This is a genomic window from Klebsiella sp. WP8-S18-ESBL-06 (assembly GCF_014169755.1).
GTDB classification, from domain to species: Bacteria; Pseudomonadota; Gammaproteobacteria; order Enterobacterales; family Enterobacteriaceae; genus Kluyvera; species Kluyvera ascorbata_B.
In genome coordinates, this window is record NZ_AP022256.1 from 1,860,552 (window position 1) to 1,882,777 (window position 22,226).

Sequence of the window (22,226 nt, forward strand, 5' to 3'; positions counted from 1 at the left end):
GATGCAGGAATTATCAGGATTTTCAGTACCGAAAGGTTTTCGCGGTGCCGGGGGCATTAAAGTTCAAATCTGGTGGGCGGTACAGGCAACATTATTTGCGTGGTCGCCACAGATTCTGTATCGCTGGCGTGCATTTTTATTACGCCTGTTTGGCGCGAAAATAGGAAAAAACGTAGTGATTCGCCCGTCGGTGAAAATTACCTATCCGTGGAAATTAACCATTGGTGATTACGCTTGGGTGGGGGATGACGCGGTGTTATATACCCTTGGGAACATTACCCTTGGGGCAAATTCGGTCGTATCGCAAAAATGTTATTTATGCACCGGCAGTCATGATTATCAAAGCGTGCATTTTGATATTAACGCTGCGCCAATTGTGGTCGGTGAAAAATGCTGGCTGGCAACGGATGTTTTTGTCGCACCCGGTATAACGATTGGCCATGGCACGATCGTCGGTGCCCGCAGCAGCGTATTTAAATCGCTACCGGCAAATACGATTTGCCGTGGCAATCCCGCAGTGGTTACGCGTGAGCGCGTAGAGAAAGTGAATCCCTAAACGGGACAAATTGAGGAAAATAGCATGTCAAAAGTTGCACTTATTACCGGCGTAACGGGGCAAGACGGTTCTTATCTGGCGGAACTGCTGCTGGAGAAAGGCTATGAAGTTCACGGGATCAAGCGCCGTGCTTCCTCCTTTAATACCGAACGTGTCGATCACATCTATCAGGATCCGCACAGCAGCAATCCGAAGTTCCATCTGCACTACGGCGATTTAACCGACAGCTCCAACCTGACGCGTATTTTGCAAGAAGTACAGCCGGATGAAGTCTATAACCTCGGGGCGATGAGCCACGTCGCCGTGTCGTTCGAGTCTCCGGAATATACTGCCGATGTGGATGCCATGGGAACGCTGCGCCTGCTGGAGGCGATTCGCTTCCTGGGGCTGGAGAAGAAAACCCGTTTCTATCAGGCGTCAACCTCTGAGCTGTATGGCCTGGTGCAGGAAATTCCGCAGAAAGAGACCACGCCGTTTTATCCGCGCTCGCCGTATGCCGTGGCCAAACTGTATGCCTACTGGATCACCGTCAACTACCGTGAATCCTACGGCATGTACGCCTGTAACGGCATTCTGTTTAACCATGAATCTTCGCGCCGCGGCGAAACCTTCGTCACCCGCAAAATCACCCGCGCGATTGCCAACATTGCTCAGGGTCTGGAGAAGTGTCTGTACCTCGGCAACATGGATTCCCTGCGTGACTGGGGCCACGCGAAAGACTACGTCAAAATGCAGTGGATGATGCTGCAGCAGGACCATCCGGAAGATTTCGTGATTGCCACCGGCGTGCAGTATTCGGTACGTCAGTTTGTCGAAATGGCGGCGGCTCAGCTGGGCATCAAACTGCGCTTCGAAGGGAAGGGCGTTGAAGAGAAAGGCATCGTGGTTTCCGTGACTGGCCATGATGCGCCGGGCGTGAAGCCGGGTGATGTGATGGTGGCGGTCGATCCACGCTACTTCCGTCCGGCGGAAGTGGAAACCCTGCTCGGCGACCCAACCAAAGCGCATGAGAAGCTGGGCTGGAAGCCGGAAACGACCGTGCAGGAAATGGTGTCTGAAATGGTGGCTAAGGATCTTGAGGCGGCGAAGAAATACTCACTCTTAAAGTCACATGGTTATGACGTTGCGATTGCGGTAGGGAGCTGATTATGAATAAGAAACGTGTTTATATCGCTGGTCATCGCGGCATGGTGGGATCTGCTATTTATCGACAACTTTCTGAACGTGAAGATATAGAGCTTGTTGTACGCAGTCGTGAGCAACTTAATCTATTGGATACCCGCGCTGTGAATGAGTTTTTCGCGAGCGAACAGTTGGATGAAATATACCTTGCAGCGGCAAAGGTGGGTGGGATTATGGCTAATAATACTTATCCGTCAGATTTCATCTATGAAAATATGATGATGGAAAATAATATTATCCATGCGGCGCATAGTTTTAATGTTCAGAAACTTCTTTTTCTTGGTTCTTCATGTATTTATCCTAAATTTGCGGAGCAGCCGATCAAGGAGAGCGAACTTCTACAAGGAACGTTAGAACCCACAAATGAGCCTTATGCAATTGCTAAAATTGCCGGGATAAAATTATGTGAATCATACAATCGCCAATATGGTCGAGATTATCGCTCGGTGATGCCAACAAATCTGTATGGGCAAAATGATAACTTCCACTTACATAATTCTCATGTGATTCCTGCACTATTACGTCGTTTTCATGACGCGGTGTACCGTAACGATAAGACCGTGGTGGTTTGGGGAAGTGGAAAACCAATGCGTGAATTTTTGCATGTTGACGATATGGCGGCAGCAAGTATTCACGTTATGGAACTTGATGATGAAGTTTGGCAGGAACAAACAAATCCGATGTTGTCACATGTAAATGTTGGCACTGGCGAAGATTGTACGATCCGCGAACTCGCGGACACCATTGCGAAAGTAGTAGGATTTCAAGGTGAAATTAAATTTGATCCTTCTAAGCCTGATGGCACGCCACGTAAACTACTTGATGTTAGCCGTCTTAGAAAATTGGGTTGGCATCATGAGATTGCTCTTGAACAGGGGCTCATCTTAACCTACCGATGGTTCCTTGATAATCAGCATCAATTAAGGGGGGAGTAATGTTTCTTAATCCAGAAGAGTTTTCACAGGTTGTCAGAAAAACCCCTCTTATTTCAATTGATTTTATTCTTGAAAATGAACAAGGAGAATTTCTTGTTGGCCGAAGAAAAAATAGACCTGCTCAAGGGTATTGGTTTGTTCCTGGCGGTAGAGTGTTAAAAGATGAAGATCTAAGTTTTGCCTTCACTCGTCTTGCCGAAGAGGAATTAAATCAAAGATTTTCTATTTTAGATGGAAATTTTTTTGGGGTATGGCAGCATTTTTATAATGATAATTTTTCTTCTTCTGAGTTTACTACTCATTATATTGTGCTTGGCTTTCGTCTTAAAATTAATACCGGACAGAGGTACTTTCCGTCGGGTCAGCATGATTCATGGCGGTGGATGACTGCCGCAGAGTTGCTTACCGATGAGAACGTTCATGAGAATACGCGGGCCTATTTTGATAAAAATCTTCAGCATCAGGTATTTGGACTATGAAGATTCTTGTGTATGGCATCAATTATTCACCGGAACTTACTGGGATCGGCAAGGGAAGGTGCGAATAAGCAGGTCATTTCTTCCAAAGCTGACTCGCTGATTAAAATTTCGCGGATCTGGGCCGATTTTTTTCCCGCAAACACATCGAATCAGCCTATTTAGGCTATTTTTTCCGCCATTTCTGGCGTTATTTCCGGTTTTTAGTGAGATCTCTCCCACTGACGTATCATTTGGTCCACCCGAAACAGGTTGGCCAGGGTGAATAACATCGCCAGTTGGTTATCATTTTTCAGCAGCCCCTTGTATCTGGCTTTCACGAAGCCGAACTGCCGCTTGATGATGCGAAACGGGTGCTCCACCTTGGCACGGATGCTGGCTTTCATGTATTCGATGTTGATGGCCGTTTTGTTCTTGCGCGGATGCTGCTTCAAGGTTTTTACCTTGCCGGGACGCTCGGCGATCAGCCAGTCCACATCCACCTCGGCCAGCTCCTCGCGCTGTGGCGCTCCTTGGTAGCCGGCATCGGCTGAGACAAATTGCTCCTCTCCATGAAGCAGATTACTCAGCTGATTGAGGTCATGCTCGTTGGCCGCGGTGGTGACCAGGCTGTGGGTCAGGCCACTCTTGGCATCGACACCAATGTGGGCCTTCATGCCAAAGTGCCACTGATTGCCTTTCTTGGTCTGATGCATCTCCGGATCGCGTTGCTGCTCTTTGTTCTTGGTAGAGCTGGGTGCCTCAATGATGGTGGCATCCACCAAAGTGCCTTGGGTCATCATGACGCCTGCTTCGGCCAGCCAGCGATTGATGGTCTTGAACAATTGACGGGCCAGTTGATGCTGCTCGAGCAGGTGGCGGAAATTCATGATGGTGGTGCGATCCGGCAGGGCGCTATCCAGGGATAATCGGGCAAACAGGCGCATGGAGGCGATTTCGTACAGGGCATCTTCCATGGCACCGTCGCTCAGGTTGTACCAATGCTGCATGCAGTGAATACGCAGCATGGTCTCCAGCGGATAGGGCCGTCGGCCATTGCCCGCCTTGGGATAAAACGGCTCGATGACAGCGGTCATATTCTGCCATGGCAGAATATGCTCCATGCGGGAGAGGAAAATCTCTTTTCGGGTCTGACGGCGCTTAGTGCTGAATTCACTATCGGCGAAGGTGAGTTGATGGCTCATGATGTCCCTCTGGGATGCGCTCCGGATGAACATGATGATCTCATATCAGGAACTTGTTCGCACCTTCCTTAGCTTAGTGATAAAATCGTCAGAGTTACAATACATTTCAAAAATTCTAGTGTTCTGGTAGCTGTTGAGCCAGGGGCGGTAGCGTGCCCATTTCTCGTGAGCTGCAGTTCAGATAGCTGTGAAATATTAAGGAATTAAAATGTTACTTCCAGTGATTATGGCCGGTGGTACCGGTAGTCGTTTGTGGCCGATGTCACGAGAGCTGTACCCGAAGCAGTTTCTGCGCTTGTACGGAAAACAATCAATGCTTCAGGAAACGGTACTCCGCCTGGACGATGTTGATGCCCTGGAACCTGTGGTTATCTGTAACGAAGAACACCGTTTTCTGGTGGCAGAGCAGTTACGACAACTCAATAAGTTATCGCAGAATATCATCTTAGAACCTGTGGGTAGAAATACAGCACCGGCAATCGCATTAGCCGCGTTGAATGCAATTACGACAAATGAGGATCCAATACTCCTGGTTTTAGCTGCCGATCACATCATTAATAATAAAGCAGCGTTTCATCAGGCGGTTGAATCAGCATTAACATTCGCTAATCGTGGACAACTAGTGACGTTTGGTATTGTACCGACTGGCGCTGAAACCGGTTATGGATACATCCAGCGTGGCCAGCAAGAAGTCATTAATAATGATGTAGCGTACCAGGTTAGTCGTTTTGTTGAAAAACCCAATAAAGAAACCGCTGAAGAATACGTTGCCTCAGGGGAATATTATTGGAACAGTGGTATGTTTATGTTCCGCGCCAAACGCTATCTCGAAGAACTAGAGAAGTTCCGCCCTGACATTCTTAATGCTTGCAAAGCGGCAATTAAGAAAGGAAAGGATGGCGATGAGTTTATCAAAATTGATAAAGAGCTTTTTATTGCGTGCCCTGATGATTCGATCGATTACGCCGTAATGGAAAAAACGACCGATGCAGTTGTTGTCGGTTTGGATGCTGAATGGAGTGATGTTGGTTCCTGGTCCGCACTTTGGGAAGTGAGTCCTAAGGATAGTAAGGGAAATGTACTTACAGGTGACACATATCTTCATAATGCGAATAACTGCTACATCAATACTGATGAAAAACTCGTTGCAGCTGTAGGTGTAGATAATCTGGTTATCATAAATACAAAAGATGCAGTGTTAGTTGTAGATAAAAATCAGGTTCAGGATGTTAAAAAAGTTGTTGAGTATTTAAAAGCGAATTGCCGTAGTGAATATAAACGCCACCGTGAAATTTATCGCCCATGGGGACGGTGCGATGTCGTTGTTCAGACCGAGCGTTTTAATGTAAACCGAATTACGGTCAAACCCGGTGCGGCTTTTTCGATGCAAATGCACCACCATCGTACCGAACACTGGGTCGTATTATCCGGGACCGGTGAAGTTACAATTAAAGACCAAAAATTCTTGTTAACTGAAAACCAGTCCACCTTTATTCCTATTGGGGCACACCATCGTCTCGAGAATCCAGGCAAAATACCATTAGAATTACTCGAAATTCAGTCTGGTTCTTATTTGGGCGATGATGACATTATTCGTATTAAAGACCAATATGGTCGTTGCTAATATTTGCAAAGGTGAATGTGACATATGTCCAAACTGACATGCTTTAAAGCCTATGATATTCGTGGGAAGTTAGGCGAAGAATTAAACGAAGATATAGCATACCGTATTGGTCGTGCATATGGTGAAATGCTAAAACCAAAAACTATTGTAGTTGGTGGTGATGTTAGATTAACAAGTGAAAGCCTCAAACTCGCGTTAGCAAATGGTCTGATGGATGCGGGTACAAATGTTTATGATATTGGCTTAAGCGGAACCGAAGAAATATACTTTGCAACATTCCATCTCAAAGTTGATGGTGGGATTGAGGTTACAGCAAGTCATAATCCTATGGATTACAATGGCATGAAGTTGGTTCGCGAGGATGCAAAACCAATAAGTGGTGACACGGGTTTAAGAGACATCCAGTTTCTCGCTGAGGCGAATGAATTTCCCCCTGTTGAACCATTGAATCGAGGCAATTATAAAAAAATTGATATACTTGAAGATTATATCAATCATTTAATGGGATATATCGATTTTGCTAATTTCAAACGCCCAATGAAATTGGTTGTCAACTCCGGTAATGGCGCTGCTGGGCATGTAATTGATGCTATTGAAAAGCGTTTCAATGAGTCAAATGTTCCTGTTACTTTTATAAAAGTTCACCATCAACCTGATGGTACATTCCCAAATAGCATTCCTAATCCATTACTACCGGAATGTCGACAAGATACCTCTGATGCTGTAATAAAACACAATGCTGATTTAGGTATTGCGTTTGATGGCGATTTTGATCGCTGTTTCTTATTTGATGGTGACGGTCAGTTCATCGAAGGATATTACATAGTAGGTCTTCTTGGTGAGGCATTCCTCAAAAAAGAAACGGGTGCCAAAATAATTCATGATCCACGACTGACATGGAATACTATTGATATTATAACCAAGTCTGGTGGTGTTCCGATTATGTCGAAAACTGGCCATGCATTTATTAAAGAACGTATGCGCCAGGAAGATGCGGTTTATGGTGGTGAAATGAGTGCTCATCACTATTTTCGCGATTTTGCTTACTGTGATAGCGGAATGATCCCGTGGTTATTAGTTATTGAAATGCTCTCTATTTCAAATGCTAGCCTGGCATCATTGGTTAATGACAGAATTGCAGCCTATCCTTGTAGTGGTGAATTGAATTTTAAAGTTAAAAATTCAAATGAAATCATCAAAAAAATTAAAGATACATATTCTTCTATTATTAAGAACGAAAATCGTATCGATGGCTTAACGCTTGAATTTGATGGTTGGAGACTTAACGTTCGAACATCAAACACTGAACCGGTTCTGCGCATTAATGTTGAAAGTTGTGGTGATCATGGCTTGATGAAAGACAAGACCGCTGAGGTAGTAAGCATTATTAGAGGGTTTGACTAATGTTGAACTCCGTACTTGCGGCACTGAAATATAAAGATTTTATATTTAACAGCATCAAAAGGGATTTTAAAAGCCGGTATCAAACGAGTATGCTGGGTGCTGTGTGGCTAGTTTTACAGCCACTTTCCATGATTATTGTTTATACAGTGATTTTTTCAGAAGTCATGAAAGCCAGGATGCCTAATAGTTCTGGCTCATTTGCATATAGCATATATCTATGTGCAGGCCTTCTGACTTGGGGATTTTTCTCAGAGCTATTAAGTCGTCTTATAAATGTATTTGTAGATAATGGGAATTATTTAAAAAAGATTAACTTTCCAAGAATATGTTTGCCAATAATAAGCATTGGTGTCGCGTTCTTGAATTTTTTAATAATCTTTTCACTGTATATCATCTTTTTGATTGTTACCGGAAACTTTCCTGGAATTGCATTCCTGTATATCATCCCACTTCTCGTGATACAAATTGTATTTGCACTAGGATTGGGAATGACATTAGGCGTATTGAATGTATTTTTCCGTGATGTTGGTCAATTAATGGGGATACTGCTGCAGTTCTGGTTCTGGTTCACTCCTGTAATTTATCTTATTACGATTATACCTGAGTGGGCTCGTAAATGGTTATATTTAAATCCAATGACAGGGTTGATTACAGGTTACCAGAATATTTTCGTTTATCATAAGGCACCAGATTGGTCTAATTTAATACTGGTATCTATATTAGCTATTATCTTTAGTGTAATTGGCTATTATCTTTATCATAAGCATTCGGGTGAAATAGTCGATGAACTCTAATACTATTATTACAGTTGAAAAAGTTAGCAAAACATATAAAAGTTACAGCAATAAAAAGCATCGACTAATTGAATGGCTTACATTAGGTAAAAAAAAATATCATAAAGATATTAATATCCTGTCAAACATATCGTTTAAAGTTTGTGCTGGCGAGTCAGTTGGTATTTTAGGCATGAATGGTGCTGGGAAAAGCACACTACTTAAAATCATTACCGGTACGACCAATGCTACGACTGGCGTTGTTAATGTAAATGGTCGTGTTGCCGCGTTGCTGGAACTTGGGATGGGATTTCATCCTGATTTTACCGGTAGGGATAATGTTTTCATGTCAGGCCAGCTAATGGGACTTAATACTTCCCAGCTTGCTGAAATAATGCCACAGATAGAAGAGTTTGCGGAGATCGGTGATTATATTGACCAACCTGTGCGAACTTATTCATCTGGTATGCAGATTAGACTTGCTTTTGCAGTTGCAACAGCCGTACGTCCTGAACTTTTAATTGTGGATGAAGCGTTATCAGTTGGTGATGCTTATTTCCAGTCGAAATGTTTTAATAGAATCCGTAAGTTTAAAGAGAAAGGGACTACGTTATTAATTGTATCCCATGACCAGGCTGCTATTGCTAATATTTGTTCCAGAGCAATTTTGTTAGATAAAGGCACGATTGTTGCTGACGGCGCTCCAACCGATATAATGAATTTGTATAATGCAAAATTATCGAAGACCGCTGATGATAACAATATAAGACTTGAGAAAGGAAAATCAGAGTCAGGTAATAAAAAAGCTATTATTGACGGCTTTTATCTTGAAAAAGAGAATGGGACTAAAACAGATATTGTCGAAGTAGCGGATCTGTGTTCCTTATGTTTTACTGTCACAAATTATGAAGTATCTTCAGGTTTGACATTAGGTTTTCACATTAGGGACCGTTTAGGCAATATAGTCTTTGGTACAAATACGTTAGCACATGGTATAGATCTGGCTGGCATAGGGACTAAAGTTATTAAATTCAAGCTGAACATGAATATTGGCATTGGTGAATATAGCATTTCAGCAGCTCTTCATAAGGAGAGAGATCATTATGAAGAATCGTATCACTGGCTAGATGGTATTGGTAGTTTTAATGTAATAGCCCCTGGCAAAGTGTTTGTTGGAAGTGCTTGGCTAAATAACGAATGTTCGGTTTATACTAAGTGAGAGTAAAATGTTTAATATTGTTCAGAAAGCAAAAAATAGATTAAATGATTTCACTAATAAATTAAATCATATCACTGATTCGATTATTCGACTTGACGAGAAAGTCGCTAATTTAAAGACCGGACTGGATGCTCAAGACTTAAAAACAGATGGTCTTGTCAATCGAATTGAATTTGTGCGTGAAGAGCTCTTATTCGAAATGAGAGTTAAAAATGACACGTTCAAAGACAAAAATGTGCGTAAAATTGAAACTAAGATCATTTCTGATGAAAAGTACAAAGAACATGGGTTGCGTAAGATAAATATTGGCTGTGGTCATATTCAACCTGAAGGTTACATCAATGTGGATGCAAGGGCCTTGCCTGGTGTCGATGTAACATGCGAAGCGAGCGAGTTGCCTTTTGATGATAATTGTCTGGAGGAAATATTCTCGTCTCATTTAGTTGAACATTTTACAGAGTTTGAATTACTGCGAAAAATTTTACCCCACTGGAAGTCTAAATTGCAGGAGGGTGGCATTATTCGTGTCGTACTACCTGACGCGGTAAGTATGATCAAAGATTTTAATAATGGTGAAATGTCATTTGATGATTTGAGAAAAGTTACTTTTGGTGCACAAGATTATGAAGGTGATTTCCACTACAACATGTATTCTTTTGCATCATTAACTGAGCTCCTCATCAAGGCTGGTTTCCACGATGTCACTCTTATTGTCGACAATAGGAAAAATGGCCTTTGTCGGGAAATGGAAGTCACCGCTAAGAAGTAGGGACATTATATGAACGAAGATAAACTGAGTGAAATAAATAATAAGGTCATTGCATCGATTTATAATGCAAGAAAAGCAAGGTTATTATTCGAGAGAAATATAATAAGTAAATTACCACAGGAACACCGGTTTTTATTTAAGTATAATTCCTTTGATATAAATCAGTTGATTAGTTTATGTGTGCACAATGAAACTAACTACAAGCAGATTTTATCTATTTTGATCTTTAAAAATGCGCCTGACTCTATTAAGGGAATTGCATTAATAGGTAAATACATAAAAAAACCAGCTGTTTATACCTTGCTATTAGCGTTCCATCCAGCATCTAAAGTTAAAGTGAAAGGTATTCCAAAATATATGGTATTTAGATTGCTACGGAACAATAAGTTTCTGCTCGATCTTGCTCGAAAAATTTATAACCGAATGAGAGGCTGAGGTGTATAGTCATTTTAAAGGTCGATTTATTCAAGTTATCGATGCATTAGATATGTATGATGCATGTTCTAACCACGTCATACATATCGATGAATATGTCAGGAATGTGTATGGTATCAAGACAGAGATATACGCTAAACATGTTCATCCTGAGCGTATGCATTTGGTTAAAGATATTGAGCATCTTGATGCCAAAGACGAAGATATTTTATTTTTCCATTTCTCGTCTTTCTCTGAGCATTGTGCTAAAAAAATCATCGTTAGTAATGGCTTTAAAATATTACACTATCATAATATCACGCCACATACTTTCTTTGATAAAGATTCTATTCTATACGATTTATGTAAAAAAGGGCGAGATCAGCTTGGCCGCATAGTTCATGAATTTAATTATGTAACTGCTGATAGTAATTATAATTTAGATGAAATCATAGCATTAGGTTTTTCTGCAGATAAGACTCAGAAACTACCCATCATAATAAATGGTTTATCTTCAGAAGTAACAGATGTAACAGATGTAACAGAAGAAAATAAAACTAATGATATTATCTTTGTTGGTCGTATTTGTGAGAATAAATGTCAGCATAAATTAATTGAATTCTATCATAATTATTCGCAAAATAATGACATTGGCAAGCTGTATTTAATTGGTAAATACGATACGTCGTCTTCTTATTATAAAAAAATAAACAAATTAATTAAGAAGCTGAATGTTTCCGACAATGTTATCCTAACAGGCTCAGTATCAGATGATGAACTGAAACAATACTACAGCCAATCTAAGTGTTTTATTTCATTCAGTGAACACGAAGGTTTTGGCGTTCCTTTATTAGAGGCTGCACAACATCATATTCCTGTATTGGCACTTAATGCCGCAGCAGTATCCGAAACTTTAGATGACTCTCCCGGCGTCTTCGACAATGAAGTTGACGCTTATAATAAGTTACATAAAGTCCTTACTGACTCCATTTTTTCTCAGGAATTAATAGATTATCAAAAAGAAGTTCTTGATAAAAATAGCCTTAGTTCATGGGCGAAATACGCGGATCGCCTATTTGGTAAGCTAATCCCTAAATCCAACTCTTTTAATACAGTTTCGATTGTTATTTGTACATTTAATCGTGGGGATTATCTTGAGAGATGCCTCGATTATCTTACAAAAAACTACAGTAATGCATTTGAAGTCATTGTGGTAAATGGACCATCCACAGATAATACTGATGCTGTATTAAATAAATGGAAAGAAAAAATAATAGTAAGAACAAATGCTGAACGTAATCTATCTCGCTCCAGAAATATTGGGATAGAAGCTGCTTCTGGGGACTTAATCGCATTTATTGATGATGATGCTATCCCATTCCTTGATTGGGTGGACCGTATTCTGGAGTATTATAACGGCTCGCACAATTTTGTTGCAGGTGTTGGTGGTCCGACATATTATTCTGGTACATTGAAATTTCAAGCTATTGATATTTTTGTCGATCAATATGGTACTGGCGTTGTTAATCCTAGCGATGAAATAAAGAAAAATGCAATGTACAAGAGGAGTTTGTTGGGAACAAACTCTGTATTTAGACGGGACTATTTGGTTTCCTGTGGCGGTTTTGATGAGGAGTATGATTATTTCCTCGATGAAACGGATGTTTGCTTTAGATTAATTAATAACGGTTATCTAATCAACCACTGCCCAGATGCTTATTTACGACATGAATTTGCACAAAGCGAAAATAGAGTTAATAAGTATAATTATAACTGGCGCTCTATTGTTAAAAATACTGTTTATTTTACGCTTACCTATAATACAGGTGATAAACAGGAAATCTTAGCGAAACTCAAACCTATTATTGAGAAAGATCGAGTAGGTTACGTCGCTGAAGGTTTAGCGAAAAACGAAATAACGCAATCAGAGTATGAACAACTCGTTGGTAGTATTTGGGAAGGTTTTGATGCAGGTGTGAAAGCCATAGAGCGTCATCCACAACTCCTTAACACCGAGTCGGCACTGCCTGGATCATTTAAACAATTCAATTCAGAACAAAAACATCACCAAAAGAAACATATTGTGGTGGTGAGTAAAGAGTTTCCGCCTTTCACCAAATCAGGTGGTATTGGTACACTATATTATAACTTGGTCAGTGAGTTCATTCTGGCGGGACATTTTGTCTCCGTTATAATCCAGGGTGATGAAGATACCGTATTTGATGCAGGACGATTTAAGCTAATCTCTTTATGCAAAAGTGTTAACGCTGAGAATTATGTTGCTGATTCCGCTGCGGCTAATGCTATTTTGACCTGGTCAAGCAGAGTCGCTATTGAGATTGATGCTCTTAATGAATTACATCCTGTATCTGTTGTTGACTCATGTCTTTGGGATTCGGAAGCTTATGCTTTCAGTTTAATCAGTAAAGAGCTAAATATACCTCTTGTTATTCGATTGGTTACACCTCTCCTTGTAGCTAATGATATGAATAAATGGGAAATGAATCCTGTTGACCTTGAGTATCTTTCATCTTTCGAACGTGAAGTAGTTGAAAGAGCTGATGCCGTAGTGCCTATCAGCGATTCTATAAAGAGAACTTTCATTAAATATTATTCACCATCTGAAAATGTTAAATATTCAAAAATTAATGCAGGTGTGGCATATTGGCCAACTTTCGATGTGTCAAGTGGTTATAAAGATTTTGGCACGAAATTAGCCAAGGCAAGCGAAATACTTAAGGATAAAAAAATCTTCCTCTTTATGGGGCGCATTGAACTGCGTAAAGGTATTGATGTTTTATTAGATGCCATTGAGAAGCTCAAAAATACTCATGCATTTAATGACTGCTGTTTTGTTATCGCGGGTAGTGCTATCATAGACATAAATAAAATCCTCGCTGAACGATTCGCTGGGATAGACAATGTCTTGTATATTGGTGCAGTAAATGACACTGAACGTGAGAAGCTTTATGCAGTTAGTGATGTGGTTGTGTTCCCTTCTCGGTACGAATCGTTTGGTCTCGTTCCTTTAGAAGCCTTCGTACACGGCAAACCTGTAATTGCAAGTGACGCAGGCGCGATTCCTGAGGTTGTTATAGACAATAAATCCGGTTTAATATTTAAAGACGGATCCGCAGATGATTTGGCGCTGAAAATTGAAAAATTATGTGATAATGAAGAATTATATAAAATTTTAAGTACTGGGGCATTTGAGCGAGTTCGCGAACTATCATCGTATAATTCTGCTGAGCAATCTATCAAGCTTTATGATTCACTTATGTAAATGAAGGTGTATTGACTTATGAAATCTGCAATTATTACTGGTATTACTGGGCAAGATGGTGCTTATTTAGCAGAGTTGTTGCTAGGTAAAGGTTACAAAGTTTTTGGTACATATCGTCGTACTAGTTCGGTAAACTTCTGGCGTATTGAAGAACTGGGTATTAAAAATAATCCTAACTTACATCTGGTCGAGTACGATCTGACTGATTTATCTGCTAGTATTCGATTACTACAAACTACGGGTGCTGAAGAAGTTTATAACCTTGCTGCGCAAAGTTTTGTAGGGGTCTCATTCGATCAGCCGGTAACGACCGCTGAAATTACGGGTATTGGGCCTGTAAATCTGCTGGAAGCTATCCGTATCGTAAATCCAAAAGTACGTTACTACCAGGCATCTACTTCTGAAATGTTTGGTCTGGTGCAAGCAGTACCTCAGAAAGAAGATACGCCATTTTATCCACGTAGCCCGTATGGTGTCGCGAAGCTTTACGCACACTGGATGACCGTTAACTATCGTGAAAGTTATGGTATCTTCGCCTCGAGTGGTATTCTTTTCAATCATGAATCACCACTGCGCGGGCAAGAGTTTGTTACACGCAAAATTACTGATTCTGTTGCGAAAATTAAACTTGGCAAACAAGATGTTATTGAACTCGGTAATTTAGATGCAAAACGTGACTGGGGTTATGCAAAAGAGTACGTAGAAGGTATGTGGCGTATTCTGCAAGCCGATAAACCTGATACATTTGTGCTTGCTACAAACCGCACTGAAACCGTACGTGATTTCGTGACAATGGCTTTTAAAGCTGCTGGCTATACTCTTCGTTTCGAAGGGAAAAATGAGCAGGAAATCGGTATTGATGTTGATTCTGGTAAAACAGTAGTTCGTGTTAATCCAAAATTCTATCGCCCGGCTGAAGTTGATTTATTAATTGGTAATCCTGCACGTGCGAAGGAAGTTCTGGGATGGGAACCGAAAACTTCCCTGGAACAGCTCTGCCAAATGATGGTGGAAGCCGATCTTCGTCGTAACCAACAGGGATCATCTTTCTAATGTCTGATGCCGGCAAACGTGCTCTAGTAACAGGGATCAACGGGTTTACCGGCCGTTATGTGGCAGCGGAATTATCCGCTGCCGGATATCGGGTTTTTGGGCTTGGAACAGCATCTGATAGTCAACCTGACTGTTATCAGGTCGATCTTATGGATGCATCCAATCTAAAAAAAATTGTAAATCAAATTCAACCCAATGTTGTCGTTCATCTGGCTGCAATTGCATATGTTGGGCATGGTGACGCTGATGCTTTTTACAATGTAAATCTGTTGGGCACTCGAAATCTTCTGCAAGCCCTCAGCGAATGCACCTCAACTATTGACTCTATTCTATTAGCGAGTAGCGCAAATGTTTACGGTAATAGCACGACTGGGCAATTACCTGAAACTACTGTTGCCAATCCAGCAAACGATTATGCAGTAAGTAAACTCGCTATGGAATATATGGCGAAGTTATGGATTGATAAACTTCCAATTTTCATTACTCGACCTTTTAATTATACAGGGGTTGGGCAGGCTGAGAATTTTTTACTACCAAAAATAGTCAAGCATTTCAAAGAAAAAGCGGCAACAATAGAACTTGGTAATATAGATGTTTGGCGTGACTTCACTGATGTACGAGCATTAAGTAGTGCATATGTGAAATTGTTAGAAATTAAACCTCACGCTGAAGTAATAAATATTTGCTCGGGACGGACTTATTCTTTACGGAAAACAATTGAACTGTGTGAGAAAATTACCGGGCATCATATTAATGTTCAAGTCAATCCGAATTTTGTTCGTGCAAATGAAGTTAAAACACTAAGTGGCGATACGACAAAGCTTAAATCATTTATTCCTGACTGGAATGTGCCGCCGCTTGAAGAGACTTTGCGCTGGATGTTGGAAAACTAGCTATGAAAGTTATATTTGGAACTGATGCTATTAAATATCCATTAACTGGCATCGGACGCTATGCTTTTGAACTTGCAAATTGCTTGTCTAACAGCAGCGAGATATCAAAGTTACTTTTCTTACGTGGTGGCTCTATTTCTGAAGGGATCCCGGTTGCTAAGGAAAGTAGTCCTTCAACAGAAGGGCTGAAACAGTATATTAAAAAAAGTCATTTTTTTTCCGAGGCATATCGGCTTACTGCTCCATGGTTAAAAACTAATGCATTAAGGAAACATAAAGATTTTATCTATCATGGGCCGAATTTCTATCTGCCCCCGAAAGTTGCACGATGTGCTGTGACATTTCACGACCTTTCTGTCTTTACGCTGCCTCAGTGTCATCCGCCTGAGCGCGTCAGATTTATGCGAAAAGAACTGTTGCAAACAGTCAAGCGTGCGTCTGTTTTTATTACCGATTCTGATTATACCAGGCGAGAACTGATCGATTATTTCAACCTTTCAGAACAGAGCGTCGTTACCGCTAAATTAGCTTGTGGTGATGAGTTCAGACCTTATTCTGCAGCTGAGATATCTTCCGTATTGTTAAAGCATCGTCTGTCATATAAGGGCTATACATTATTTACTGGCTCTATAGAGCCGAGAAAAAACATTAGAACATTACTTGATGCGTATGAGCGTTTGCCATTGCCTGTTCGCCAGAAAGTCCCTCTCGTAATTAGCGGATTTAAAGGGTGGAATAGTGAGGACCTGCATCAGCGATTTGACAGGGGGGAGCGGGAAGGGTGGTTACGATATTTAGGATTTACTCCATCGTCTGAATTACCTGCGCTTTTTTCTGGCGCTATTAGTTTCCTTTTCCCATCATTGTATGAAGGGTTTGGTCTTCCTGTGCTTGAAGCTATGGCATCCGGAACCCCGGTGGTATGTTCTAACAGTTCCTCGCTTCCTGAAGTTGCTGGCGAAAATGCATTAATGTGTGATGCTATGGATGTTGAGACCTTAACTCGCTTAATACACAAGAGCCTTGAAGATACAATATGGCAGCAACAGGCATCCAGTAACGGTTTAGTTCATGCAAAAAAATTCTCTTGGGAACGTTGCGCTGCTGACACAATAACGGCATATAAACAGGTAAAATAAGGCTCATGCTCAAAGTATTGCATTTTTATAAAACATATTATCCTGATACATTTGGTGGCATTGAACAAGTTATTTATCAATTAAGTGAGTCTGCATCAGCCCATGGCGTTGAATCGACGGTGTTGACTTTAAGTCGGCGTGGGAATATAGAAGATGAACGCATCGATTCTCAACATGTCTTTTACTCTAAAACTAATTTTGAAATAGCATCCACCCCGTTCTCGATTTCTTGTTTGAGCAAGTTTAAACAATTGGTGGAGCAGGCTGATGTTATCCATTATCATTTTCCCTATCCTTTCATGGATCTTTTGCATTTCCTGTGTAATGTAAAAAAACCAACCGTAATTAGTTATCACTCCGATATTGTTAAGCAAAAAACTTTTTTACGACTTTACACACCTTTAATGAATCGTTTTTTATCTTCTGTCGATTGTATTGTGGCTGCATCTCCTAATTATGCACAAACCAGCCCAGTACTTCAAAAATACAGAGAAAAGGTAAAAGTCATTCCCTATGGTTTGGATGAAAAATCCTATCCCAAAGCGAGTGAAGAGAAGCTGAATTATTGGCGCAATAAAGTCGGTGATAAATTTTTCCTGTTTGTTGGTGCTTTTCGGTACTACAAAGGGCTACACACTCTGCTCGATGCGGCTGCCGTGACTTCATTACCTGTTGTCATTGTCGGTGGTGGAGGTATCGAATCTGAGTTGCTTGTGAAGTCTAAGGAACTTAATCTGGCAAATGTCCATTTTGTCGGGTCTCTTCCTGATGAAGACAAAAGTGCATTGCTGCAGCTATGTTACTCCGTGGTTTTCCCATCGAATGTTCGCTCTGAAGCCTTCGGCATTACCTTGCTTGAAGGGGCTATGTATGGGAAACCTCTTTTGTCATGTGAGATCGGAACCGGCACTAGCTATATCAACATCAATAACCATACGGGATTAGTCGTTGAACCGGCTAATGTTGCTGATTTAAGTCGAGCAATGCAGGTGATATGGGATGATGAGCAACTGGCTTCCCTCTACGGGAGTAATGCCAGAAAACGATTTGATGAAGTATTTACATCTGAGAAGATGTCTGCACAATACCTCGATCTTTATAAGTCATTGATTTAGCTGTTTTTGCGTTTGACGACTTGCGATCATAAAGATAGCGTATCTTACGATGATAATTCTTCCCTGTACCCGAAGACATACTTCCCCAATTGATACGCGCAGATCTCTAAAAAAAAAGTATAAACATCTGATAACTGACGTGACATTACCGCGAGCGCTAAAATCCTTAGCGTGTGTTTTTTTGCTCGGAAACCGCAATATTTCGCATCTTCCGACATCCACTTCGTCGCAATTTGAGTTAACATCTAGACCACACTTAAACCGCGTACAGTTCGCGGTGACCATCCCCTGACAGGAGTATGTAATGTCCAAGCAACAGATCGGCGTTGTCGGTATGGCAGTGATGGGGCGCAACCTGGCGCTCAACATCGAGAGCCGTGGTTATACCGTCTCCATTTTCAACCGTTCCCGTGAAAAAACCGAAGAAGTCGTTGCCGAGAACCCGGGCAAGAAACTGGTTCCTTACTACACGGTCAAAGAGTTCGTAGAATCTCTTGAAACCCCGCGTCGTATCCTGTTGATGGTGAAAGCGGGCGCTGGCACTGATGCGGCCATCGATTCCCTGAAGCCGTATCTGGATAAAGGCGACATCATTATTGATGGCGGTAACACCTTCTTCCAGGACACCATTCGCCGTAACCGTGAGCTGTCTGCTGAAGGCTTTAACTTCATCGGTACCGGCGTGTCCGGCGGTGAAGAGGGCGCGCTGAAGGGCCCGTCTATCATGCCTGGCGGTCAGAAAGAAGCGTACGAACTGGTTGCGCCGATTCTGACCAAAATCGCTGCGGTAGCGGAAGATGGCGAACCGTGCGTGACTTACATCGGCGCTGACGGCGCGGGTCATTACGTGAAAATGGTTCACAACGGTATTGAGTATGGCGATATGCAGCTGATTGCTGAAGCCTATTCTCTGCTGAAAGGCGGTCTGAACCTGTCTAACGAAGAGCTGGCAACCACCTTCACCGAATGGAACGAAGGTGAGCTGAGCAGCTACCTGATCGACATCACCAAAGACATCTTCACCAAAAAAGATGAAGAGGGTAAATACCTTGTCGATGTGATCCTGGACGAAGCCGCAAACAAAGGTACCGGTAAATGGACCAGCCAGAGCTCTCTGGACCTGGGCGAACCGCTGTCCCTGATCACCGAATCCGTCTTCGCGCGCTATATCTCCTCCCTGAAAGACCAGCGCGTTGCAGCATCTAAAGTGCTGTCCGGCCCGCAGGCAAAACTGGCTGGCGATAAAGCTGAGTTCGTTGAGAAAGTGCGTCGCGCGCTGTACCTTGGCAAAATCGTCTCCTATGCGCAGGGCTTCTCACAGCTGCGCGCAGCGTCTGACGAATACAACTGGGATCTGAACTACGGCGAAATCGCGAAGATCTTCCGCGCGGGCTGCATTATTCGTGCACAGTTCCTGCAGAAAATCACCGACGCCTATGCAGAAAACAAAGGCATCGCTAACCTGCTGCTGGCGCCTTACTTCAAGAATATCGCCGACGAATACCAGCAGGCGCTGCGTGATGTCGTGGCTTACGCGGTTCAGAACGGTATTCCGGTACCAACGTTCTCTGCGGCCGTGGCCTACTATGACAGCTACCGCTCTGCGGTACTGCCAGCCAACCTGATTCAGGCTCAGCGTGATTACTTCGGTGCGCATACCTATAAACGTACTGATAAAGAAGGTGTGTTCCACACCGAATGGCTGGATTAATCTGAAATAGCCAACCGCTAAACTCAGGCCCGGAGCGCACCTCCGGGCTTTTTTATTGTCTGAAAACAGCATTCAGTCAGGTCTGATAGGCGTTGTTGCAGTAATTCACGATATACTGAGCTCACGCCGATCCGAAACGAAAACGTTGGGTCTTACGGTGGTGATGCGTTCACCTTCAAATGTTTAACCGGAAGAAGTTACAGAAAGAATGAAGATAACTATCTCAGGAACAGGTTACGTAGGCCTGTCGAACGGCATTCTGATCGCCCAGCACCATGAAGTGGTAGCCCTGGATATCGTTCAGGAAAAGGTCGACATGCTGAATCAAAAGAAATCGCCGATTGTCGATAAAGAGATCGAAGAATATCTGGCGACCCGACCGCTGAATTTCCGCGCAACGACTGATAAGCATGACGCCTACCGCGATGCCGACTTTGTTATCATCGCCACGCCTACCGATTACGATCCGAAGACCAACTATTTCAACACCTCAAGCGTTGAGTCTGTTATCCGCGACGTGGTTGCAATCAACCCGAATGCGGTGATGGTCATTAAATCCACCATTCCGGTGGGATTTACAAATACGATTAAAGAACAGCTGGGGATCGACAATATCTTCTTTTCGCCGGAGTTCCTGCGAGAAGGCCGCGCGCTGTACGACAACCTGCATCCGTCGCGCATCGTAATTGGCGAGCGTTCCGAACGCGCGGAGCGGTTTGCTGCGCTGCTGCAGGAAGGGGCGGTGAAGAAAGATATCCCAACGCTGTTTACTGATTCTACCGAAGCGGAAGCCATCAAGCTGTTCGCCAATACTTACCTGGCACTGCGCGTCGCTTACTTTAACGAACTCGACAGCTATGCCGAAAGCCTGGGGCTTAACTCACGGCAGATAATTGAAGGGGTATGCCTGGATCCACGCATCGGCAACCACTACAACAACCCGTCATTTGGCTACGGCGGCTATTGCTTGCCGAAGGATACCAAGCAGCTGCTGGCTAACTATGAATCGGTGCCGAATAACATCATTGGTGCCATCGTTGATGCCAACCGCACGCGTAAAGACTTTATCGCCGATTCCATCCTCGCGCGTAAGCCGAAGGTGGTGGGCGTGTATCGTCTGATCATGAAGTCCGGTTCAGACAACTTCCGCGCGTCCTCGATTCAGGGGATCATGAAGCGTATTAAGGCGAAAGGGATCCCGGTAATCATTTATGAACCGGTGATGAAAGAAGACGAGTTCTTTAACTCCCGCGTGGTGCGCGACCTTGATGCCTTTAAGCAGGAAGCCGATGTGATTATTTCCAACCGTATGGCGCAAGAGCTGGCGGACGTGGAAGAGAAGGTGTATACCCGCGATTTGTTTGGTAACGATTAAACGTGAGTTACCGTGCGGTTCCCGGTGGCGCTTTACCTGCCGGGCGATAAGAGAAAAAGCCCTCATTGTGAGGGCTTTTCTTTATACGTTATAAAATTGACGATACCAATCCACGAATTGCTTCACGCCGTCTTTCACCGACGTCTGCGGGCGGAAGCCCACCAGATCGTACAGCGGCTGCGTCTCTGCGCTGGTTTCCAGCACGTCTCCCGCCTGCATCGGCATCATATTCTTTTGTGCTTCAATTCCCAGCGCGTCTTCCAGCGCCGTGATGTAGTCCATCAGTTCCACCGGCGAGCTGTTGCCAATGTTATAGATGCGATACGGCGCTGAGCTGGTCGCCGGAGAGCCGGTTTCCACACTCCATTGATCGTTAGCTTCTGGGATCACATCCTGCAGACGGATAATCGCTTCGGCGATGTCGTCAATGTAGGTAAAGTCACGCTTCATCTTGCCGTAGTTGTAGACGTCGATGCTTTTCCCTTCGAGCATCGCTTTGGTAAATTTGAATAGCGCCATATCCGGGCGCCCCCACGGGCCATACACGGTGAAGAAACGCAGCCCGGTGGTCGGCAAACCGTAGAGATGGGAGTATGTGTGCGCCATCAGCTCGTTGGCCTTTTTGGTGGCGGCATACAGGGAAACCGGGTGATCGACGCTGTCATCGGTAGAGAACGGCATTTTGCGGTTCAGCCCATACACCGAGCTGGAGGAGGCGTACAGCAGATGCTGCACCTTGTTGTGCCGACAACCTTCCAGTACGTTGAGGTGGCCTATGAGGTTAGCCTGTGCATAGGCGTGTGGGTTTTCCAGCGAATAGCGAACGCCCGCCTGAGCGGCCAGATGAATCACACGATCGAATCGGGCATCGGCAAACAGCGCGGCCATGCCGGCGTTATCATCGAGATCCAGCTTCACAAAACGAAAACCTGCGGATTGCAGCAGATCCAGACGCGCCTGCTTCAGGCTAACGTCGTAGTAATCGTTCAGGTTATCAATACCAACAACCTGATGGCCCGCGGCAAGCAGGCGTCTGGAGACGTGAAAACCGATGAACCCAGCGGCACCGGTGACCAAATATTTCATAGCATTCCTTAAAACTCATTCAGTGCGAACGTCTT

At 43.1% G+C, this 22,226-nt stretch carries 19 protein-coding genes; 17 read left to right on the forward strand and 2 right to left on the reverse strand.

The features are described from left to right. The first annotated feature begins 1 nt into the window (after position 1). The 4 genes from wcaF to H7R76_RS08700 are packed head-to-tail and all read left to right on the forward strand — an operon-like array spanning position 2 to position 3,152. On the forward strand, positions 2-556 hold the full coding sequence (wcaF, locus tag H7R76_RS08685) for a colanic acid biosynthesis acetyltransferase WcaF (protein ID WP_182967533.1): 555 nt from the start codon (positions 2-4) through the stop codon (positions 554-556). Positions 557-580: 24 nt separating this feature from the next. Next, entirely contained in the window at positions 581-1,702 is a 1,122-nt protein-coding gene (gene gmd, locus H7R76_RS08690; RefSeq protein WP_106929528.1) for a GDP-mannose 4,6-dehydratase, read from the forward strand. Between the two features lie 2 nt (positions 1,703-1,704). Continuing rightward, the gene (gene fcl, locus H7R76_RS08695; RefSeq protein ID WP_182967535.1) at positions 1,705-2,673 is read left to right on the forward strand and encodes a GDP-L-fucose synthase; all 969 of its coding nucleotides are present in this window, start codon (positions 1,705-1,707) and stop codon (positions 2,671-2,673) included. Further along, a complete protein-coding gene (locus H7R76_RS08700) occupies positions 2,673-3,152 on the forward strand; it encodes a GDP-mannose mannosyl hydrolase (protein ID WP_182930345.1) in 480 nt (159 codons plus the stop codon). Before fcl ends, H7R76_RS08700 begins: the two co-directional genes overlap by 1 nt. 200 nt (positions 3,153-3,352) lie before the next feature. Here the strand turns inward: H7R76_RS08700 and H7R76_RS08705 are convergent, their stop codons facing one another. Next, complete coding sequence (locus H7R76_RS08705; RefSeq protein ID WP_182930037.1) at positions 3,353-4,333, reverse strand: IS5-like element ISKpn26 family transposase; 981 nt, start codon at positions 4,331-4,333, stop codon at positions 3,353-3,355. Positions 4,334-4,541: 208 nt separating this feature from the next. Between H7R76_RS08705 and H7R76_RS08710 the strand changes: the two genes are divergently transcribed. The 13 genes from H7R76_RS08710 (at position 4,542) to ugd (ending at position 21,105) form a co-directional block, all read left to right on the forward strand. Beyond that, a complete protein-coding gene (locus tag H7R76_RS08710; protein WP_106929552.1) occupies positions 4,542-5,957 on the forward strand; it encodes a mannose-1-phosphate guanylyltransferase/mannose-6-phosphate isomerase in 1,416 nt (471 codons plus the stop codon). A 24-nt stretch (positions 5,958-5,981) separates the two neighbouring features. Further along, a complete protein-coding gene (gene cpsG / locus H7R76_RS08715) occupies positions 5,982-7,361 on the forward strand; it encodes a phosphomannomutase CpsG (RefSeq protein ID WP_182967537.1) in 1,380 nt (459 codons plus the stop codon). Next, the gene (locus H7R76_RS08720) at positions 7,361-8,155 is read left to right on the forward strand and encodes an ABC transporter permease (protein WP_182930352.1); all 795 of its coding nucleotides are present in this window, start codon (positions 7,361-7,363) and stop codon (positions 8,153-8,155) included. Before cpsG ends, H7R76_RS08720 begins: the two co-directional genes overlap by 1 nt. Then, positions 8,145-9,353 (forward strand): ABC transporter ATP-binding protein, encoded by a 1,209-nt coding sequence (locus H7R76_RS08725; protein ID WP_182930353.1) that lies wholly within the window; start codon positions 8,145-8,147, stop codon positions 9,351-9,353. The genes H7R76_RS08720 and H7R76_RS08725 overlap by 11 nt, the downstream gene beginning before the upstream one ends. A gap of 7 nt (positions 9,354-9,360) precedes the next feature. Next, positions 9,361-10,122 carry a class I SAM-dependent methyltransferase gene (locus H7R76_RS08730; RefSeq protein WP_182930354.1) on the forward strand — a complete coding sequence of 254 codons (762 nt, stop codon included), beginning with the start codon at positions 9,361-9,363 and terminating at the stop codon, positions 10,120-10,122. Between the two features lie 9 nt (positions 10,123-10,131). Continuing rightward, positions 10,132-10,557, forward strand: coding sequence for a hypothetical protein (locus H7R76_RS08735; protein WP_182930355.1), 426 nt, complete (start codon positions 10,132-10,134; stop codon positions 10,555-10,557). A gap of 1 nt (position 10,558) precedes the next feature. Next, entirely contained in the window at positions 10,559-13,819 is a 3,261-nt protein-coding gene (locus H7R76_RS08740) for a glycosyltransferase (protein ID WP_182967538.1), read from the forward strand. A gap of 18 nt (positions 13,820-13,837) precedes the next feature. Then, the gene (gene gmd, locus H7R76_RS08745) at positions 13,838-14,872 is read left to right on the forward strand and encodes a GDP-mannose 4,6-dehydratase (protein WP_182967540.1); all 1,035 of its coding nucleotides are present in this window, start codon (positions 13,838-13,840) and stop codon (positions 14,870-14,872) included. Then, positions 14,872-15,765 carry a GDP-mannose 4,6-dehydratase gene (locus tag H7R76_RS08750; protein ID WP_182930358.1) on the forward strand — a complete coding sequence of 298 codons (894 nt, stop codon included), beginning with the start codon at positions 14,872-14,874 and terminating at the stop codon, positions 15,763-15,765. The genes gmd (H7R76_RS08745) and H7R76_RS08750 overlap by 1 nt, the downstream gene beginning before the upstream one ends. Before the next feature lie 2 nt (positions 15,766-15,767). Beyond that, positions 15,768-16,904, forward strand: a complete 1,137-nt coding sequence (locus tag H7R76_RS08755) for a glycosyltransferase family 4 protein (protein WP_182930359.1) — start codon at positions 15,768-15,770, stop codon at positions 16,902-16,904. Positions 16,905-16,909: 5 nt separating this feature from the next. Further along, positions 16,910-18,019, forward strand: a complete 1,110-nt coding sequence (locus H7R76_RS08760) for a glycosyltransferase family 4 protein (protein ID WP_182930360.1) — start codon at positions 16,910-16,912, stop codon at positions 18,017-18,019. Positions 18,020-18,323: 304 nt separating this feature from the next. Beyond that, positions 18,324-19,730 (forward strand): NADP-dependent phosphogluconate dehydrogenase, encoded by a 1,407-nt coding sequence (gene gnd / locus H7R76_RS08765; RefSeq protein WP_003844291.1) that lies wholly within the window; start codon positions 18,324-18,326, stop codon positions 19,728-19,730. 208 nt (positions 19,731-19,938) lie between these two features. Next, positions 19,939-21,105, forward strand: coding sequence for a UDP-glucose 6-dehydrogenase (ugd, locus tag H7R76_RS08770; protein WP_182930361.1), 1,167 nt, complete (start codon positions 19,939-19,941; stop codon positions 21,103-21,105). An 81-nt stretch (positions 21,106-21,186) separates the two neighbouring features. Here the strand turns inward: ugd and H7R76_RS08775 are convergent, their stop codons facing one another. Further along, on the reverse strand, positions 21,187-22,191 hold the full coding sequence (locus tag H7R76_RS08775) for an NAD-dependent epimerase (RefSeq protein WP_182930362.1): 1,005 nt from the start codon (positions 22,189-22,191) through the stop codon (positions 21,187-21,189). Positions 22,192-22,226 lie beyond the last annotated feature (35 nt).

Bases quoted from the DNA above. Each gene is read 5' to 3' on its own strand.
- H7R76_RS08750 (WP_182930358.1), top strand. From the start codon at position 14,872: ATGTCTGATGCCGGCAAACGTGCTCTAGTAACAGGGATCAACGGGTTT.
- wcaF (WP_182967533.1), top strand. From the start codon at position 2: ATGCAGGAATTATCAGGATTTTCAGTACCGAAAGGTTTTCGCGGTGCC.
- gmd (WP_106929528.1), top strand. From the start codon at position 581: ATGTCAAAAGTTGCACTTATTACCGGCGTAACGGGGCAAGACGGTTCT.
- H7R76_RS08755 (WP_182930359.1), top strand. From the start codon at position 15,768: ATGAAAGTTATATTTGGAACTGATGCTATTAAATATCCATTAACTGGC.
- H7R76_RS08735 (WP_182930355.1), top strand. From the start codon at position 10,132: ATGAACGAAGATAAACTGAGTGAAATAAATAATAAGGTCATTGCATCG.
- cpsG (WP_182967537.1), top strand. From the start codon at position 5,982: ATGTCCAAACTGACATGCTTTAAAGCCTATGATATTCGTGGGAAGTTA.
- H7R76_RS08760 (WP_182930360.1), top strand. From the start codon at position 16,910: ATGCTCAAAGTATTGCATTTTTATAAAACATATTATCCTGATACATTT.
- fcl (WP_182967535.1), top strand. From the start codon at position 1,705: ATGAATAAGAAACGTGTTTATATCGCTGGTCATCGCGGCATGGTGGGA.
- H7R76_RS08730 (WP_182930354.1), top strand. From the start codon at position 9,361: ATGTTTAATATTGTTCAGAAAGCAAAAAATAGATTAAATGATTTCACT.
- H7R76_RS08720 (WP_182930352.1), top strand. From the start codon at position 7,361: ATGTTGAACTCCGTACTTGCGGCACTGAAATATAAAGATTTTATATTT.
- ugd (WP_182930361.1), top strand. From the start codon at position 19,939: ATGAAGATAACTATCTCAGGAACAGGTTACGTAGGCCTGTCGAACGGC.
- gmd (WP_182967540.1), top strand. From the start codon at position 13,838: ATGAAATCTGCAATTATTACTGGTATTACTGGGCAAGATGGTGCTTAT.
- H7R76_RS08705 (WP_182930037.1), bottom strand. From the start codon at position 4,333: ATGAGCCATCAACTCACCTTCGCCGATAGTGAATTCAGCACTAAGCGC.
- H7R76_RS08710 (WP_106929552.1), top strand. From the start codon at position 4,542: ATGTTACTTCCAGTGATTATGGCCGGTGGTACCGGTAGTCGTTTGTGG.
- H7R76_RS08775 (WP_182930362.1), bottom strand. From the start codon at position 22,191: ATGAAATATTTGGTCACCGGTGCCGCTGGGTTCATCGGTTTTCACGTC.
- gnd (WP_003844291.1), top strand. From the start codon at position 18,324: ATGTCCAAGCAACAGATCGGCGTTGTCGGTATGGCAGTGATGGGGCGC.
- H7R76_RS08700 (WP_182930345.1), top strand. From the start codon at position 2,673: ATGTTTCTTAATCCAGAAGAGTTTTCACAGGTTGTCAGAAAAACCCCT.
- H7R76_RS08725 (WP_182930353.1), top strand. From the start codon at position 8,145: ATGAACTCTAATACTATTATTACAGTTGAAAAAGTTAGCAAAACATAT.